This window comes from Planctomycetaceae bacterium (genome assembly GCA_041398785.1).
In the GTDB taxonomy this organism is placed as follows: domain Bacteria; phylum Planctomycetota; class Planctomycetia; order Planctomycetales; family Planctomycetaceae; genus JAWKUA01.
The window spans coordinates 282,877-300,862 of sequence record JAWKUA010000005.1; the positions used below are offsets into that span (position 1 = coordinate 282,877).

The window sequence follows — 17,986 nt, forward strand, 5'->3', positions numbered from 1 at the left end:
AACCAAGATGTCACTCGTCGAATCATTCGTAAGAAACCCGGTCAAGGTGGCCGTCGGCGTATTGATCGTTGCTCTGTTCGGCACCGTGTCATTCATCAACATGCCGAAGCAACTGACTCCGCGAGTGCTGCGGCAGGTGCTGTCCATCGAAACCGCGTGGCCCGGAGCCAGCCCGCAGGAAGTTGAACGCGAGATCGTGCTGGAACAGGAGGAGCAGCTTCAAAGCGTTGAAGGTGTGGTGAAGCTGACTTCCACGTGCAGCGATTCCAACGGACGGATTCTGATGGAGTTCGTCGTCGGCACGGACATGCACGAAGCGCTGCTGCAGGTCAGCACCGCTTTGCAGCAGGTTCGCGAATATCCGCCGGACGCACGCGAGCCGCGGATTCGACTGTCCGATTCGTCGGATTCGCCCATTGCCCGGTACTTCCTGAGCCCGATTCCTCCCGGAGCGGACGCGATCAGAGCCGTTCAGGAAGCGTACCCGGAACTGCGGGAGCCTCTGGAACCGGTCCGGCTGACGAACAACCCCGGCCTGGCACTGCTGCGGCTGGACCGGCTGGTTCGCGAATATGGTGATAGGTATCCGGAACTGGTCGAGCTGCAGCCGCCGCCGGTCGACCTGTCAAAGATGCAGCGGTTTGTGGAAGACAATGTCGCGACCCGCCTGGCGCGTGTTCCCGGAGTCGCCGACGCATACGTCTATGGAGGAGCCGAAGAGGAACTGCAGGTCATCGTCGATCCGGAACAACTGGCGTCGCGGCAACTGACGATCGCTCAGGTTCGCGATGCCCTGCAACGGCAGAACAAGGACACGTCCGGCGGAGAATTCTGGGAAGAAAAGCGGCAGTACGGCGTCCGGATTCTCGGCCAGTTTCGCAGCACCGACGATGTCAAAAGTCAGTTGCTGGCCGTTCAGGATGGTCAGCCGGTGTACGTGGGCGACGTCGCGGAAGTGAAACTCGGTTTCAAAAAGCCGGATAGTTTTTCGCGACGTTATGGAACTCGCAGCATCGGCGTCGGCATCCAGCGCACCGCGGAAGCCAACGTATTGGAAGTCATGGACGAACTGCGGATCGCGGCGGCCGAAATCAACGAAACGGTCCTGAAGCCGCGCGGCCTGGAACTGTTTCAGCAGTACGACGAAACCGAATACATTCACTCGGCCATCGGCCTGGTTCAGCAGAACATCTTCATCGGCGGAGCCCTGACGATGATTGTGCTGATGCTGTTCCTGAACCGCAGTTCCCTTGCGATCATCGCGACGCCATTCATCGCGGGAACGGCACTGGCGGCAGCGTACGTGTCTCCGTGGTACTTCATCGCCACGCTGGCCATCATCATCGTGGTCGGCTTCCATTCCGCTCGCGGAGCCCTGGTTGTCGGACTGGCGATCCCTACCAGCATCATCGGAACGTTTCTGATGATGGGACTGCTGGGCCGGTCTCTGAACGTCATCAGCCTGGCGGGAATGGCGTTCGCCGTCGGGATGCTGGTGGACAGCGCTGTCGTGGTTCTGGAGAACATCTTTCGTCGGCACGAAAACGGCGAACGCCCGTTTGTCGCGGCCGTTCGCGGAACGGAAGAAGTCTGGGGCGCTGTTGTCGCGTCGACTCTGACAACCATCGCCGTTTTCCTGCCGGTCCTGTTCGTGGAAGATGTTGCGGGCCAGTTGTTTCGAGACATCGCACTGGCCATCAGCTGCGCGATCGGGCTGTCGATGGTGATTTCGTTCACGCTGATACCGGCACTGTCAGCAAGGCTGTTTCGTGAACAGCCCGTTCCATCTGGCGCGGATCCGGGCGGGCGATCTTCGATTCACGCGTCAGGAAAAGCGGGATCGGCCAACGGTGCCGGCGCGCATGCCGGCAAGCACGCTTCAACAGCCGGCGTGGCGTCCCGTGCGAATCCGCTGATGAAGCTGTTGAAATGGATGGGGCACGGTTTCATCAACGGCGTCGTCGGCGTCAACGAATGGGTTCTGCGGGGCACAGTGCGGTCGCTGGCCGTGATCACACTCATTGTCGGCGCGGCGGTGGGATTGTCGTACATCATGTGGCCGGACGTGGATTACCTGCCGACCGGCAATCGAAACATGATCATCGGCAACATGTCGTTTCCGCCGGGCTACAACGTCGACGAGATGATGCACATCGGAGACACACTGGACGAAGAACTGCGGCCGTACTGGGACACGATGCCGGGAACTCCGGAAGCGGCCGCTCTGGATGCCCCGGTGATTGACGACTACTTCTTCTTCGGTCGCCGCGGTTCGATCTTTCTGGGACTGCGATCTGCCGACAGTGATCGTGTGAACGATCTGATTCCGGTGGTGCGGCGGCTGAGCGAAAAGATCCCGGGCGCGCAGGTGCGAGCATCGCCGACCAGCCTGTTCGAACGCGGGCTCAGCGGCGGCCGGTCGATCGACATCGAAATCGCCGGTCCAAACCTGAAGCGACTGGTCGAACTGGGCCGTCGGATTCTTGGTGACGTGAATCGTGTGATGCCGGAGGCTCAGGCCATGCCTCAGCCCAGCCTGGATCTTTCCAGTCCGGAGATTCACGTCAAACCGCTGCTGGTTCAGACCGCGGAAATGGGCTTAAATTCCACGGACCTGGGATACACGGTGGATTCGCTGCTGGACGGCGCCTACGCGGGCGACTACTTCGTCGGCGGCGACAAGGTCGACCTGACCATCAAGGGCACCGAAAAGTCCGCTCAGGTCACTCAGGATATCGAGATCCTTCCCGTCGCGACGCCGTCCGGTCAGCTTGTTCCACTGGCAGCTCTGGCCCGAGTTTCGCTCGAAAGCGGCCCCGAACAGATCATGCGCCGCGAACGCCAGCGAGCCATCACGATCAGCGTGTCTCCGCCGGCGGAAGTTCCGCTGGAAGAAGCCATGACGGCCATCACGGAACAGATTCTCGCTCCCCTTCGAGCCGAAGACGCGCTTCGCGGCGGATACACGATTTACCTGTCCGGAACCGCCGACCAGTTGCGGCAGTCCTGGGAATCACTGAAGTGGAATCTGATCCTGGCTCTGGCGATCACTTACCTGCTGATGGCCGCGCTGTTTGAATCGTGGCTGTATCCGTTTGTGATCATTTTCACCGTTCCGCTGGGAGCGGTTGGCGGACTGCTGGGACTGAAGATCCTGAACCTGTTCATGTTCCAGGCTCTGGACGTGCTGACGATGCTGGGATTCGTGATTCTGATCGGTACGGTCGTAAACAACGCGATTCTGATCGTGCATCAGTCGCTGATCCACATGCGTGAGGAAGGGATGGCTCCCGACCTTGCGATTCCCACGGCCGTTCGCAGCCGAATTCGGCCAATCTTCATTACCACAGGGACCACTGTTCTGGGACTGCTGCCGCTGGTGATCTTTCCCGGCGAAGGCAGCGAACTTTATCGCGGTCTGGGAAGTGTGGTTCTGGGCGGACTGGTCGCGTCGACAATGTTCACGCTGGTTCTGGTGCCGACGGTGTTTGCGATTACACTTCGTGCCCGCAGTTGGCTGTTTGGCGCGGAAACCGCCGGGTTGTTCAGCCATGCACACGTCGATCCGTCGGACGCGGCAACACGCGGATTCGATGCCGTCGGCTCAGAAATCGATGACGTCGATTCCGAAACCGAAGCGGAAGTTGAAGAAGAAGCACTCGCGACGTAGCGCGCCGGACCACGCGATTCCGCGATATTCCGGCCGGCAGGAAAATGGCCCGACGCCAGCCGCCGCAGCGCCGCCCCAGGCTTCCTGTTCTTCCGGCTCCTCAGTCGCCGCCGCGGTACACGCGGTTGACCGAATATTCATCTCACGATTCCAGTCCCCTATCCCTTCAGGCATCCTCTCATGCCGAAATCCACGATCGTTCGAATCGGCCTGATCCAGATGTCCTGCGGCAGTGAACCCGCCGACAACCTGGATCGTTCGATCGCGCAGATTCGGTCCGTCGCGGAACAGGGTGCTCAGGTCATCTGCCTGCAGGAAGTCTTCAATACGCAGTATCCCTGCCAGTCAGAAGATCACGGCAACTTTGAACTCGCTGAACCCATTCCCGGTCCGACGACGGCGGCGATGTCAAAGATCGCTGCAGAACTGGGCGTTGTGATCGTAGTGCCGATCTTTGAACGCCGGGCTCACGGGCTGTACCACAATTCCGCCGTCGTGATCGACGCGGACGGCAGCACCGCGGGGCTGTATCGCAAGATGCACATTCCCGACGATCCGCTGTACTATGAAAAGTTTTATTTTACGCCTGGAGATCTGGGCTTCCTTGCGTTTGAAACGAAGTTCGCCAGAGTCGGCGTTTGCATCTGCTGGGACCAGTGGTATCCGGAGGCCGCTCGACTGACTGCGATGAAAGGTGCTGAATTGCTGTTCTATCCAACTGCCATCGGCTGGATTCCGGGAGAACGCGAGCAATACGGCGAGAGTCAGTATTCGGCATGGCAGACGATCATCCGAAGCCATGCGATCGCCAACGGCCTGTTCGTCGGAGCGCCCAATCGTGTCGGAACCGAAGGACAGATTCAGTTCTGGGGCGGATCATTTATGGCTGACCCGTACGGCAAGGTCGTCGATCAGGCGTCTCACGATCAGCCGCAGAATCTTGTCACGGAATGTGATTTGTCACTGATCAACACGGCTCGCACGCACTGGCCATTCTTCCGCGACCGACGTATCGATGCCTTCGGTGACCTGCAGCAGCGCTGGCTGGACGGCGGATCATGACCGTCACTTCCGTCCGTCGACGGAGCCGCTGGGCGAAATCTCACGCGGCAGTTAACGTTGAGCAGCGTTCCGGAGACTGATGCGTGATGCGTTGTTCGTGCGGCAATGTTGTGTTGGTGAAGGACCTGCACGACAAGAAGTGCGGTGGTACCGTTCGTTGTTTCGCTTCCCGTAGCATTACGTCACTCCTGTCGAATGACTCTGCAACAAGACGCTGGCTGAGAGGCTTCTGACATTGGCAACTCCGACTGAGCTTTCCGAATTCACAACGATCACAACGCTGCCCGTGCAGTGGGGCGACATGGACGCCTTCGGGCACGTCAATAACGTCGTGTATTTTCGCTGGTTCGAATCGGCTCGCATCGAGCTGCTGGACCACTTCAATTCCGACGTCACGATGGAGACCGGAGGACTCGGGCCGATTCTGGCTTCGATCAAGTGCGACTATCGCCGACAGCTTCATTTTCCGGACACCATCCACGTCGGTTCCCGAGTCGGGCGACTCGGCAGCACCAGCGCGGAAATCGTGCACGCCGTCTATAGTCAGAAGCAGTCCGCGATCGTGGCGGAGGGGACGTCGGTGATTGTCATCTTTGACTATGCCGCGAATCGCCCGGTCAGGATTCCCGAAGCACTGCGACAGCGATTTCAGCAAACCGGCGAGTGAGCCGCGGGCTCGTTTATGGTGCGACGAGTCCCGTTTTGCAGGATGGCGGAGTCGCGCGATCCAGGAAGGATGCCGGAGTCGGCCTGTGTTCCAGGCCGACTCCGGGTACCGCTACGAGTTTCCGGCAGCCGCGGCTTCGCGGGACGATGACTGAGCCGCGGTGACTCGATCGCTGTCCGCTTTGTTCAGCGCCTGCAGGTAGGCGTTCGCCGCCGCGTCGATGATGTCCGTGCTGACACCCTTGCCGGCGTAGTGTCGACCATTGACGTTGATCGTAACGCGAACTTCGCCCAGGGCATCCTTGCCTTCCGAGACACTGCGAACGCTGAAATCTTCCAGCCGCGCGGTCAGTTCCATGATGCGTTCCATAGCGCGAAACACGGCGTCGATCGGGCCGTCTCCCGTTGCCGCGTCGCACAGCACGGGCTGATCTTCGCACTGCAGCTCAATCGTGGCGGTGGGAATCGCCGACGTGCCGGCCGACGTGTGAAAGCTGACCAGTTTCCAGCGTTCCGGAGCGTCCACCATCCGGTTCTCGACCAGCGCGACAATGTCCGAGTCGTAAACTTCCTTCTTCTTATCAGCCAGCGCGATGAAGTCGTCGAACGCCTTCTGAATGGCCGCGTCGTCCAGATCGAACCCCAACTGAACGACACGATCACGAAACGCGTGACGTCCGCTGTGTTTGCCCAGCACCAGATTCTGTCCGACGTAGCCGACATCTTCCGGACGCATGATTTCGTAGGTCGTCCGTTCCTGCAGCATTCCGTGCTGATGAATGCCCGCTTCGTGAGCGAACGCGTTCTGTCCGACGATCGCCTTGTTGCGCTGCACTTTCATGCCGGTAATCGACGAAACCAGATGGCTGGTCGGATACAGCTTTTCGGTCCTGATGCCTGTCGTGACTCCGTAAAAATCACGGCGCGTCTTCAGCGCCATGACAACTTCTTCCAGAGCCGCATTGCCCGCTCGTTCGCCCAGACCGTTGATCGTGCATTCGATCTGCCGCGCGCCGGCTTCGACAGCGGCCAGGCTGTTGGCGACGGCCAGTCCCAGGTCGTTATGACAATGAGTGCTGATGACGGCCTGTTCGATGTTGGGAACATTCTGCTTCAGATGCGAAATGACCTTGAAGAAGTGATTCGGCGTGGCGTATCCGACGGTGTCCGGAATGTTCACCGTGGTGGCTCCGGCGGCGATCGTCTTTTCAACGACTTCGCACAGAAAATCCAGCTCCGTGCGAGCGGCGTCTTCGGGCGAGAACTCGACGTCGTCGCAGAATTCCTTCGCCGACTTCACCGAAGTAACAGCGCGTTCGATGATTTGAGCCTTGTCCATCTTCAGTTTGAATTCACGATGAATCGCGCTGGTGGCCAGAAACACGTGAATCCGTCGCTTTTGTGCTCCGGCCAGAGCCTCCTTGACGCGCTGAATGTCGTCTTCCCGGCAGCGAGCCAGCCCGCAGATTGTGGTGCGATCACCAAACCGGGCGGCGATCTGCTGGACGGCTTCAAAGTCGCCGGGAGACGCGATCGGAAAACCGGCTTCAATGACGTCGACGCCCAGTTCCACAAGCGCCCTGGCAACTTCCAGCTTTTCACGCGTGTTCATGCTGCAGCCAGGTGACTGCTCGCCGTCACGCAGTGTCGTGTCAAAAATGATGATGCGGTCGCCGGACATCAGTGGGACTCCGATGGTAATGGGCCAAACAAAAAACCCTGAGGCAAAGACCTCAGGGTTGGGACATTTTCGTCTGCTGCAAACGTACCTGAGGCGGGCTTCACAACGGAAGCAGAAGGAGGCTCAGGCTAAGTCGTGGAATGCTCATAGCAAAATCGGGACACAGAGCAGGAACAACAGGTTCGCAGGATGGAAATGTAATTGTCATCTCTTCCGACTTCAAGCCGGGAATCGAGCGAACCACTGGTTCGCTGGTTCGCGAAACCACCGGTTCGGTGGCATCCCGATCAAAGTATGGTTCGGCGGCGTGGTCGTGTTTCGCCGAGGCACGCTCTCCCGCCGCGACTCTTGAAGAATTGGCTCATCCGGAAATGGTGGTGTTGATTCAGCAGCGTTTTCAGGCCCGGCGGGCCGACACAATCTGTGCCGGTGACGTGAGCCATCGGTCAGATGCCGAATTCCTGCCCAAAACCCCGGAAGGGCGATCCATGCTTAAACGCAGTGAATGTGTCGGCCGTTCAGGCCTGCGGACGCGGAGGCACCAGCTTCCGGAGCCTGTCGGCTCCGGCTGACGTTGTACCTGCCCTCCGGGCATCAACAACCGGAAACGCGAGGTTGTCGGCTCGCAACGTCAGATGCGTTCGAAGTATCCGCAGGAATGTCGGCGAACATCAGCAAACCTTCATCGACCGATCCTTCCGCAACACCCCCATTCCCCGGAACAGCCGAAAAAATCGCGAGGTTCCGTTTCGGGCGCGGCAGGACAGGTGCTGCAATCTCGGTGAGACTGAGGTACAAATCCAGACGATCGAAATCACGGTCGCGGCAGTGCCCGATCAAGGCCGCTGATCTCAGAAGACGGGTGTTTTCATGGCGTTGTGTCCCGATGGAAGTTCCTGGCAGCGCATGCTGGACGGAACGGCGACCGCGCAGGAGCGGTCATCATTCCGGTCGCATCTGGACGAGTGCGGCGACTGTCGCCGGCGATTTGAAACATTCGCCGATCAGGAGACTCTTGACGGCCATTCGCAGTCAGGCGCCGAGCGCGATCATGCTCGTTCGCAAACGCTGATGCCTGCCAGTGACACACCGGTCACGCAGCGGGGCATCGCGGCAACTTCCGCGCGCGAAGACCGTGTTTCCGGAGTTTTCGGGAACTACGTTCTGCTGAACGAAATCGCTCGCGGCGGAATGGGTGTCGTCTATCGAGCGCGGCAGACGACTCTGAATCGCGTCGTCGCCCTGAAGATGATCAGTTGCGGCGAACTGGCGTCTCGTGAGGAAGTCGAACGATTTCTCGGAGAAGCTCGTGCGGCGGCGAATCTGCAGCACCCGAATATCGTTGCGATCCACGAGATCGGCGAACAGGACGGCCGGCACTATTTCTCGATGGACTTCGTCGAAGGTGCCAGTCTCGCGGAACGAATTCAGGAAGCTCCGCTGCCCGCTATGACGGCTGCACGCTACATGGCCACCGTCGCCGAGGCGATGCACTTCGCTCATTCGAAGAACATCATTCACCGCGATCTCAAGCCGTCGAACATTCTGATCGACCGGTCCGACCAGCCGCGAGTCACGGATTTCGGACTCGCAAAACGGCTGGATACGGATTCTGAACTGACCGGCGTCGGCGTGGTGATTGGCAGCCCGAGTTATATGTCTCCGGAGCAGGCGTCCGGTGGTCAGCGGAAAGTGTCGGCGGCCAGCGACATCTACTCGATGGGCGCGACGCTGTACGCATTGCTGACGGGCAGGCCTCCGTTCCGCGCGGAGTCCGCTGTCCAGACTCTGATTCAGGTCACGCATTCTGAGTGCGTTCCGCCGCGGCTGCTGAATCCGGCGATCCCGCGTTCTCTGGAAGTGATCTGCCTGAAGTGTCTGGAGAAGGATGCCGAACGACGCTATCGAACGGCCGGGGATCTGGCGGAGGACCTGCGACGGTTTCTGGCCCATCAGCCCATTCTGGCGCGGCCCGCGAGCTGGTTCGAGCGAGCGGGAAAGTGGTGCCGGCGCAAGCCTGCTCTGGCGGCCGTTCTGGCGATGCTGTTTCTTTCTGTGACGCTGGGCGCCGCCGGTGTCGTGACGCAATGGCGCCGCGCGGAGTCCGCGCTTGTCGAAGCCCGCCAGCAGCGCGACAGAGCGCGCGAAAGCGTTGTTGAAGCAATCCGCGCGCGGAATATCTCCGAAACGGATCTTCAGCACGCCATGGATGCGATCGATGAATACTTCGTTCGCATCAGTCAGAACGACCTTCTGAACGTTGCCGGCATGATGCCGCTGCGCAGGGAACTGCTGACCGAGTCCACGGTTCTGTACGAGAAACTCTATTCGGCGCACCAGGAGGTTCACGTCGCGAATCACCTGTCGCACGTGTACCAGTATCTGGCCAACATCAACACGGATCTGGGGCTTCCCGAACAGGCACTGGCGGCGAATCTGCGCAGTCTGGAACTTCGGCAGGTGTCCGCCGCCGCGCTGCCTGACAGTCACGCTCAGCTTTCGGCGCTTGCCGTCAGTTATCGCAACACGGGTCAGTCGCTGGAACGCATGGGTCGGTCGGAAGAAGCGGCGACGATGTTTCAGGAAGGAGATCTGCTGGCAAAGCGGCTGCTCAGAGATCATCCGGAGGTGCTGAAGTATCACGTCTATTCGGTTATCAGCGACGAACTCACGGCGGGCATGTTCGCGCGGCAGGGCGATCTGACGACGGCCGTACTGCGCTGCCGCTCCGGGATCGCGCAGCTTGAAGCCTTCGCGGAGGCTCATCCGGATCCGGCCGTCTTCGATCACAATCTGCGGCATGATTACGCGATCGCACACAACATCTACGTGACGCTGGCCGATCTGCAGATTCAAGTTGAACGAACCGGCTGCGATCGACACGCTGCTGATGGCCGCGGACAATTGGCGGCGGCTTCAGTCGGTCAACCCCGCAGAGTTCGATCTTTCGCAATCGATGGCGGAAACGCAGAATCGAATCGGCCGATGGTACCGGGTCTCCGGGCGACTCAGCGAAGCACGCGACGCTCTGGAATCCGCGCGGTCGCTGATGGAAGACGTGGCTCGCGACAACCCGGACGTTCCCGGATACGCAGCCGTCTTGGCGGCCACACAAGCGGAACTTCTGTTGCTGGACAGCTCAGAAGATCCGTCGCGCGAACCCCGCTGATTGGTCAACCGCGACGATCGGCGGGCGACGGCTGAAGAGCGTCGGCTGAAGGGCGTCGGAACGACCCCGATTGCTCTCAGCGGCCACGCTCGTCAACGCTGCTATTCAGCCGGATTTCATTCGGAGGAACCCGACAGTTGATGCGAAAAGTCTTTCCCGCATTGAACTCGAATCGGCGGCTTCATCGTTCAGCCGGAGTTCCGACAGGTTTGCGTTGCAGAATGTGCATCCCAGCGTTTCGACGTGAAATCGCACGAAGTCAGCCCACTCCGGCGGCAGAATTCCCAGAATCGATTTGCCAAGTGTCGTGCGCTTCGGACAGGTGGGTCGCTGCGATTCCCAGACAGACGTCAGCAGGCCCGTCGTCGCAGCATCTGAGAAGTGATCATCAGCGGAACCTCCGGCATCGCGCACGAACCGTGCCAGGCGTTCGATCAGGCGGTGTCTTGTGACGGCGACTTCGTTTTCCGTAAGCCTCAGGACGTCCGCCAGCTCCTTGTTGCGGCAGCCGGCGTAAAACAGTCCTTCAGCAATCTTGAGATCGCGGAATTTTTCCGATCGCTGCAGACTGGCCGCGAGTTCACGGATCGCGGCCGCGAGGACACCAAAGTCGCGGTGCAGGGCTTCGTCCCGGCGAGCGTACCAGCTTGCGTGCATGTCGGGAGCGGCCGCGTGCTGAAACGGGTCGCCGGAATCCGCTGTCGTCCCCTGAAAAGCGCACACGGGCACTTCCCGGTTTCGTCCCTGACGCCGGTAGTGATCGACAATTCGGCGCCGGAGAATTCGAAACAGGAATGACTCCAGTTCGCATTGTTCACGGAACTCATCCATCGCCTTCAGGAATGCGATGAACGTTTCCTGAACCAGATCTTCAGCGGTCGCAGTCTGATCCACCTGCTGCCGGGCGAACGCCATCAGTCGCTTTTCGAAGCGCGCAACGAGTGAATTCCAGCCGTCGTGATCGCCGGCTCGAACGAGCTCCAAAAGGTGCGTGTCCGCTTCGTTCATTCAACTCATCAACGTCAGCGCGCCGACTCCCAGGACCGCTGCGCCGCAGATCAGCAGGCGTCTGCGGTAATAGCCCTGAGTCAGCAGGTTCAGGCTGATGCACAGCAGCACTGTCACAGCGAAAAGCACGGCCAGACTGACGCCAACCGAAAAACGCCGCTGTTCACTGACACTTGCGACGTGCCGAGCCTGAGCAAGGGCAGGTGCGATGCGGGAAGCAGAAACATCCAGCAGCACCGCTTCCCGCCAGACATCGCCGTACGGACGAGACAGTTTCTGCGCAAACCGGTCGACGACAAGCGATTCGTCAACGGTGATCGAATCTCCGCCGGGAACGGCCAGCCGGCACTTGTGTTGGGCGTCCAGCATGGCCAGCCGGCGCGCGTCTTCTTCCGATGACACCAATTGCCCGGAATAGCCAACCACGAAGCGCTGCTGCGGACGAGCCGAAACAAACGCATCGAATTCCTCAACCCACGGTTTCTGAATGTAGTTGACGCTCACCTGAGCCGATCCGTTTGTCGTTTCAATGTGACAAATCAGTTCGCCTCTGATCTGTTCCGACGGCTCGTCGCCTTCAGCCGTTTGAATGTGTTCGTCGACAGAATGCAGAGACAGCCGGACGGCGCCACGTTCGACCGTCGGTGCTGATTCCCGTCGGCCGAGCGAGTTTCCGGATACTCGCACTTCGCTCACGGGGAACTCGGCTCGCAACTGTTCCGCGAACCGCTGCAGCACGTCATTTCCGGCGGAAGCGTCATACACCATGAGGTAAGCGGGAGATGTCAGCCGGATATCTGCCGGCCCGCTGTGTTCGTTGTCGGCGATGCCCGCATCTTCAGTGGAAGCGTCACTTTCGACGGCCTGTGCATCGTCAGCAGCGATGGCTTCCGGACGCGCCGTGGAACTTGCCAGCAACTGATTGGCGTCGAGAGCGGCGCGGAGCTTTCCGGCCAGCGGTTTGGCTGCCGCGATTCGGCCTGGATAGTTGTTTGCGTCAAACGGCTGCTGATCGAGGTTGGCCCAGACATCCGGTTGATTCATCATCTCTCGACCAGCGGCAAACGACGGCACTGAGGCGGCTCGTGCATCGATACCCATCGGAACCACAACCGGTTCCCTCGGCTGCGAAGTCGAGCCCGCTCGCTGCATCGTCACTGCCGGCGAGTTCACGGAATGAGAACTCCGCGCAAAAAACAGCAGACCGAAAAATACCGGTACGCCCAGCAGCAGCAGGCTGCAAATGACGAAGATGCCGACCACAGTGGCCGGATCTCGCTTCGACCTGAGACGAACGACTGCGACATACACGGTGACGATCAGGAACAGCAGCAGGAAGACGGCAAGTGGTACGGCAATCAGCATCAGCGAATCTCCTGCATTTCCCTATTGACCGGATCGGCGTCCTGGACCTTCTGGTCTCGTTCCGTCGCGGGAGCCGACACAGCGTATTCTTCATAGCGTCGCGACAGCCGAAATCTCAGAGCCACAATCCCGACGACGAACGCCGCCGCACCGAGGACAAACAGGTCGTCATCCCCTTCAATGATCAGGCCTGCGACGGTGACGATACACGCACCCGTCAGAAGCTCCAGCAGGATGGAAATCGTGTCGAACCTCAGACGGCTTTGCGTGCGAGCGATCGGCGAATTGTTCTGCGGCTGATCGGCATGACGCAGCAGGTACCGCCGTCTCCTGACACGAAGACGGAACGCCAGAAACGCGATCACGACAGCCGCAATTCCGCCGGGGATGAAGTCGTCGTCCTGCCAGTACACGAAGAGGCACAGCAGAGCGATGGCGCCGATGATGACTGCTTCCAGAAACACGGAAAGCTTGTCGAGTTTCGGCAGATCTCCTTCATTTTCGTGCAGCCGAGAACGCAGCGTGCGCGGCTGGATTTCCGCCTGCCCGGGAATGACGGAATCCGTGTAGCTGTCCTGAATTTTCGCGATCATGTCGTCGCGCCGCGCCAGCCGAAGGCGCAACGCCACAAAGCCAACGACGGCTGCGACAACGGCGAACCCAATCAGGTCGCCGTAGCCGGAACCGATCGTACCGATGATGACCATCGCGGCCGCCCCCGCGAGCAACTCCAGCACAATGGCCGTCTTGTCAAACCGCAACCTACCTTCCCCTGCACGTCGCGGCATTGGTGCCGGACGCTTCAGCGCCGGAGCATCCGCGGCGGCGCGTCTCACGGGAGCCACCAACTGCACAGTCAATGCAACGGCGATCGCCAGCGCTGACGTCAGCGTCGTCAGACTTACGTACCCGTCACACAGGAAGTGAACGAAAGCTGCGGTCACGCCGACCAGTACCGTCGGCAGCAGCATGATGCGGGATTCTCGGTGGACCGCCGTGAAGCACCGCCAGTCAAAGACGACCGCGCAGACGATCAGGCTGAACAGCAGCGGGGCGCCAACATCGGGGCCGATCCTGGTTGCGTTGGCTGCGAACAGAATTGACACGCCGGCTGGTGCCGCCCAGATGAGTCGCGACGCCAGTGGCCACCAGCCTTCAGCGCGATCGGGAATCCACCACGCGAAAGCGGCGGCGGTCAAACCATAGATCGCGACTGTGAACTGGGTCAGAGGCAACAATTCGTCGCCCGGCCAGAACGGGATACCGACCGTTCGAAAACCGAAGAACAACAGCGCGATCGCTGCCATACCTGCCAGCAGCAATCTTGTCTGCCAGGTCACCGAGTCGGGCATCTGGTGCAATCGTTCCGGCGGCCGGTAATGAAGAGCACACCGCTGCAGGATCATTGACACCGCGGACGGAGCAACCGGTTCGTTCGTTTCCGGCTGGCTGAAAGTTTCCTGGACCGCCGTTGGAGCGGTCGAATGATCTTCCACGGCCGGCACGTTGTCCCGCCGTCGGCTGGATTTCGTCTGGCGTGCCTTCTCACCGATCATGGACAGCGTGGCGGGATTGAAGTCTGCGGGAACCGGATTCGCTGCGTCTGTGGTCGTGATTGCTGCGACCATTTCTTCCGCGGTCTGAAAACGATGTGCCGGGTCGCGCTGCATCGCCTTCCGCACCGCTGACGCAAACGGCTCCGGAAGCGAACTGACGTCCGGATCGCTGCTGAGATGCTTCATCAGCACTTCACCCATGCTCTCCCCGACGTAGGGCGGCCGGCCGGTCAGCATTTCGTACAGCATCACACCCAGAGCGTAGATGTCGACCGTCTTGTCGTACCGGCCGAGGCTGATTTCCGGTGCCATGTAATGCACGCTGCCAACAGTCATCGTGTTGCCGCTGCGATGGCTGGCGGTGATGACTTTGCTCAGGCTGTAGTCGCCGATTTTGACGATGCCGTCTTCGAAGAACACGTTGTGAGGTTTCAGATCGCGATGAACGACTCCCGCTTCATGCAGATAGCTGATGCCTTTGGCCAGTTCCCGAAAGAAGAACGTCGCCTGCTCGACACTCAGCCCGTCAGGCGATTCGTCCAGAATCTCCCGCAGCGACGCACCGGCGACGTACTCCATGATGACCCAGGGAATTCCGTCGGCCGAGCGTTTGATGTCGAAGATCATCACCAGGTGAGGCGACTTCAGATTCATGCAGTGACCGATGCCGCGCAGTTCGATGTCTTCGAAATTCTGCACAGCCTTCAATGCCACTTCGCGGCCGGAATCGCTGACCGCGAAATAGACTTCGCCGAACCCGCCTTTCCCCAGCGCATACTGAATCGTGTAACCGTCCAGAGGCTGGTCGCCGGGTTGATAGCGGTAGGCTGCCATGAGATTCGTTGGATTCGGGGATTTCAGCAGTTGACCAGCGCGAAACGCGTTTCATTCATGACCACGGCATTGCCCGGTCGCAGAGCAGTCGACGGGGCGCGAAGATCGCCGTTTGTCTGCAGTTGCCGAAGAGCAAAGCCTTCGTGATTTCCGAACAGCACAATCGGTGCGTCGGCTGACGGCAGACGGAAGTGAGCCCCCGCCGGACCGAACAGAAGCGAATCTGACATCAGTACAATGTTGCGAATGTCGCGTCGGGGAAGTCGCGACCCGGTGATCTGCAGCACCGCCGAACCACTCGCGGCCACGGGTTTCGAAAACCGCAATCGTCCGCGCGAACCGATGGCGATCGTGTCGCCGGATGCCAGCAGCCGGCGCGTCATCTTCTCGCCGTTGACGAAAAACGGTGCGGCCGATTCGACAAAGTAGTCATCACCGTCGCGCCGTACGATGACCGGAACACCGGATCCTTCCGTCATCAGCGACACGTCCACCGACGACGACGCGGCAGCGGACGAGCCGATGCGAACGACGTCCTTCGTCAGCAGCAGCAATCCACCCATCCCGTCCACAGTCAGGACACACCGCGCGGGAAGCCCCTCGAAATCATGCGGCTGCCCGTCACGCTGCGGTGAAGGATTCACGGCATTCTTCGCGGCCGCCGGTGATTCCGATGACTGTCGTGTTACATCGGACAACAGTCCCAGCGGTCCTGTCGTGACGGAATTCAACTGCGTGACGGCCTCCGAAACGGCAAGTTTCGCGGCAGTAATCCAGTCGCTGCCGCCAACCAGTTGATTCAAAACGGCCAGTTCGCTCTCCGCCTCAGAAAGTCGCGAGGATTGCAGGTGATCCTGAATCCTGAAGCACCGCGTCAGGCTGTGGTGCAGTTGTTCAACCGTCGCGGAACTCGCGATGACCGGGTAGATCAAACGATCAATTATCGCGGCACGGTCCGGTCGGCCGGCTGCCAGCTCGGCCAGACCGCGTTCCGCCAGCGGTTCAGCAACCTTCGGCACCAGTCCGGAAATCACCGCGGTGGCTCGCTGATCCGGCTGCAGCGTTGCAATCACTACGACCGCCTGTTCGTAGTTTCCCGCGTCAATGCACGATTGAATTCTGGCCGCGGCGGCGGTGACGATTTCCCGCTTCGCTTCGATCGACCGAGCCAGTTGCTCGGAAGCGGCCGCTCCCGCCGCGGACTGATCGGTGTCGAGTGCCGTCAGCAGTGATTTTCCGACGGAGTAGGCACCGGTGTGAACCTGCTGCTGTGCGGCCGCCAGCACTTCCCTGCGCTGTTGCTGTCGATTCCTGCGAGCGTCTTCGGCGGCCGCCACCCGTCGCAGCAGCTCCGTCACTTCCGGCTTGTGCCCCGCCAGTTGCAGTGCACACTGGCCATCGTGTCGGGCCTCGTCAATGCGACCATCGGCCAGATGGTGCAGCGCCCGATCGACAAAGGCGGTCGCCAGACGATCGATCAGGCGCTGCGCGTCGCGGTGACCGCGTTCGGGCGAAGTCTGCAAAGTCCGCAGCGCTTCGTCCAGTCGACCACTGCGAATCGCAACGTCTGCTCGTTTAAGATCGAGGAAGAACACCGGACGATTCTTTCTGAAAAGGTCGCAGCGGAACGGAGCCTTCCGATTCGGAGGTCCGGCAGAACGTCAGCCGGCCGAAGAAACAACGGAGCTGGTAACCTGAGATGTTGTCACCGTCCGTTCGTTCCGACAACTGTGGCTTCGCTGTCCGCCAAAGTCGAATCCTGTCCGAAGTATTCGTCCAGTTCCGTCAGCAACTGTTCCTCGCTGATCCGTTCATCCGTGCCGGAGACCGCGAACAGGTCCTGTTGGTGCGCCAGGATTCGCTGAGCGACCGACAGGCGCGTTTCGATTCTGTCCAGCAACTGCCCCGCTTCGGCCAATCGGCTGCCATCGATCAGCGTTCCCGATTCGATTTGGGACGCCTGCACCAGCCGATATCTGGCGGCAAGCGTTTCGACCTTTTGTTCCAGTTCGGCCTTCCGATGACGCATCTTGTCGAGCATCGCCAGCGCGGCATTCAACCCGTCGCGACGTTTCTCCAGCAGCTTGTGTTTGCTTGTCAGAGCGAGTTCTCCCTGCTTGAAGCGTTCGAACCGCTGATGCACCTGTTCCGTCAGTTGTTCGCGATTCATGTTGCGACCATTGACCGTATACGAAACCTGAACCGGCCGCATGGTCTCGCGCAGCGACGTCAGAATCGCCTGTTCGGCGTTCAGACGCTGCTGCGTTTCTTTGATGTCGGTTTCCAGCGCGGCGATTTCGACTTCTTCCTGAGCAATCATGCGCACCTGCGACTGCAGGTCAGGAAGAATGGCCTCGATCATGTCGCTGGCCCGCCGCAGTTCGAACTCCACCGGCACGGCTTCCTGAACGGCTTCCTGAGCAGCTTTGGTTGACGTGTGGATGTAGCTCCCCAGATTGGATCCCAGCAGCAGAAATCCGGCAACACCCAGAATCACAGCAGTCCCGGCCCCGTATTTGATCCAGCGCAACATGGTGACGAATACTCCTCAAACGCCGGACGGCAACCCGGTCCGGTCTGGCAGAAAGTCCCGCAATTCCCTGCAAATTGCGGCGGTTGATGAGGCAGTCGCCACCGGAGAACGAATGTTGCAAGAAAAATCGGGATGTCTTCCGGAGAATCGGCGTATCGCCGAACGTCGGATCTCTGGTGTCCCGCCGATATCTGCCAGGATCGGCGCTGATGGTTCGAAAAGACCTTCGGCAGCGAGCAAACAGCGGGGCGCCGTGTCTGGTTCTCCGCGTTCGTCGTGCGTTGTCCTCTCGCCCGCGAAGTCGTCGACGGAGAACTTTCTGCGCTCAGCAGAAGAATCGGGAAGAGGCCGAGAGCGCGCGTCGCGCGACGCAACCGCTTTGGGCGGACGCCGCTGCGCCGCGTCAAAGCGGTTGAGCACCGCTGGGGCAGCGTTCGGAGTT

Annotated in this window: 10 protein-coding genes; 4 read left to right on the plus strand and 6 right to left on the minus strand. The window is 60.1% G+C overall.

Annotated features, from left to right (window positions below):
• Nucleotides 1-7 precede the first annotated feature (7 nt).
• The 3 genes from R3C19_08220 (at nt 8) to R3C19_08230 (ending at nt 5,399) form a co-directional block, all read left to right on the plus strand.
• Entirely contained in the window at nt 8-3,670 is a 3,663-nt protein-coding gene (locus tag R3C19_08220) for an efflux RND transporter permease subunit (GenBank protein MEZ6060330.1), read from the plus strand.
• Nucleotides 3,671-3,850: 180 nt separating this feature from the next.
• Nucleotides 3,851-4,732, plus strand: a complete 882-nt coding sequence (locus R3C19_08225; GenBank protein ID MEZ6060331.1) for a carbon-nitrogen hydrolase — start codon at nt 3,851-3,853, stop codon at nt 4,730-4,732.
• A gap of 235 nt (nt 4,733-4,967) precedes the next feature.
• On the plus strand, nt 4,968-5,399 hold the full coding sequence (locus R3C19_08230) for a thioesterase family protein (protein MEZ6060332.1): 432 nt from the start codon (nt 4,968-4,970) through the stop codon (nt 5,397-5,399).
• 111 nt (nt 5,400-5,510) lie between these two features.
• Here the strand turns inward: R3C19_08230 and R3C19_08235 are convergent, their stop codons facing one another.
• Complete coding sequence (locus R3C19_08235; GenBank protein ID MEZ6060333.1) at nt 5,511-7,079, minus strand: 2-isopropylmalate synthase; 1,569 nt, start codon at nt 7,077-7,079, stop codon at nt 5,511-5,513.
• A gap of 870 nt (nt 7,080-7,949) precedes the next feature.
• Here R3C19_08235 and R3C19_08240 point away from each other — a divergent pair.
• Complete coding sequence (locus tag R3C19_08240; GenBank protein MEZ6060334.1) at nt 7,950-10,283, plus strand: protein kinase; 2,334 nt, start codon at nt 7,950-7,952, stop codon at nt 10,281-10,283.
• A 70-nt stretch (nt 10,284-10,353) separates the two neighbouring features.
• Here R3C19_08240 and R3C19_08245 read toward each other — a convergent pair whose 3' ends face one another.
• The 5 genes from R3C19_08245 to R3C19_08265 form a co-directional block, all read right to left on the minus strand.
• On the minus strand, nt 10,354-11,232 hold the full coding sequence (locus R3C19_08245) for a sigma-70 family RNA polymerase sigma factor (protein MEZ6060335.1): 879 nt from the start codon (nt 11,230-11,232) through the stop codon (nt 10,354-10,356).
• A gap of 24 nt (nt 11,233-11,256) precedes the next feature.
• Nucleotides 11,257-12,621, minus strand: a complete 1,365-nt coding sequence (locus R3C19_08250) for a hypothetical protein (GenBank protein MEZ6060336.1) — start codon at nt 12,619-12,621, stop codon at nt 11,257-11,259.
• Nucleotides 12,621-15,011, minus strand: a complete 2,391-nt coding sequence (locus R3C19_08255; protein MEZ6060337.1) for a protein kinase — start codon at nt 15,009-15,011, stop codon at nt 12,621-12,623. Before R3C19_08255 ends, R3C19_08250 begins: the two co-directional genes overlap by 1 nt.
• Nucleotides 15,012-15,034: 23 nt before the next feature.
• A complete protein-coding gene (locus tag R3C19_08260; GenBank protein ID MEZ6060338.1) occupies nt 15,035-16,606 on the minus strand; it encodes a hypothetical protein in 1,572 nt (523 codons plus the stop codon).
• 110 nt (nt 16,607-16,716) lie between these two features.
• Complete coding sequence (locus R3C19_08265) at nt 16,717-17,544, minus strand: hypothetical protein (GenBank protein MEZ6060339.1); 828 nt, start codon at nt 17,542-17,544, stop codon at nt 16,717-16,719.
• Between the last annotated feature and the right edge of the window lie 442 nt (nt 17,545-17,986).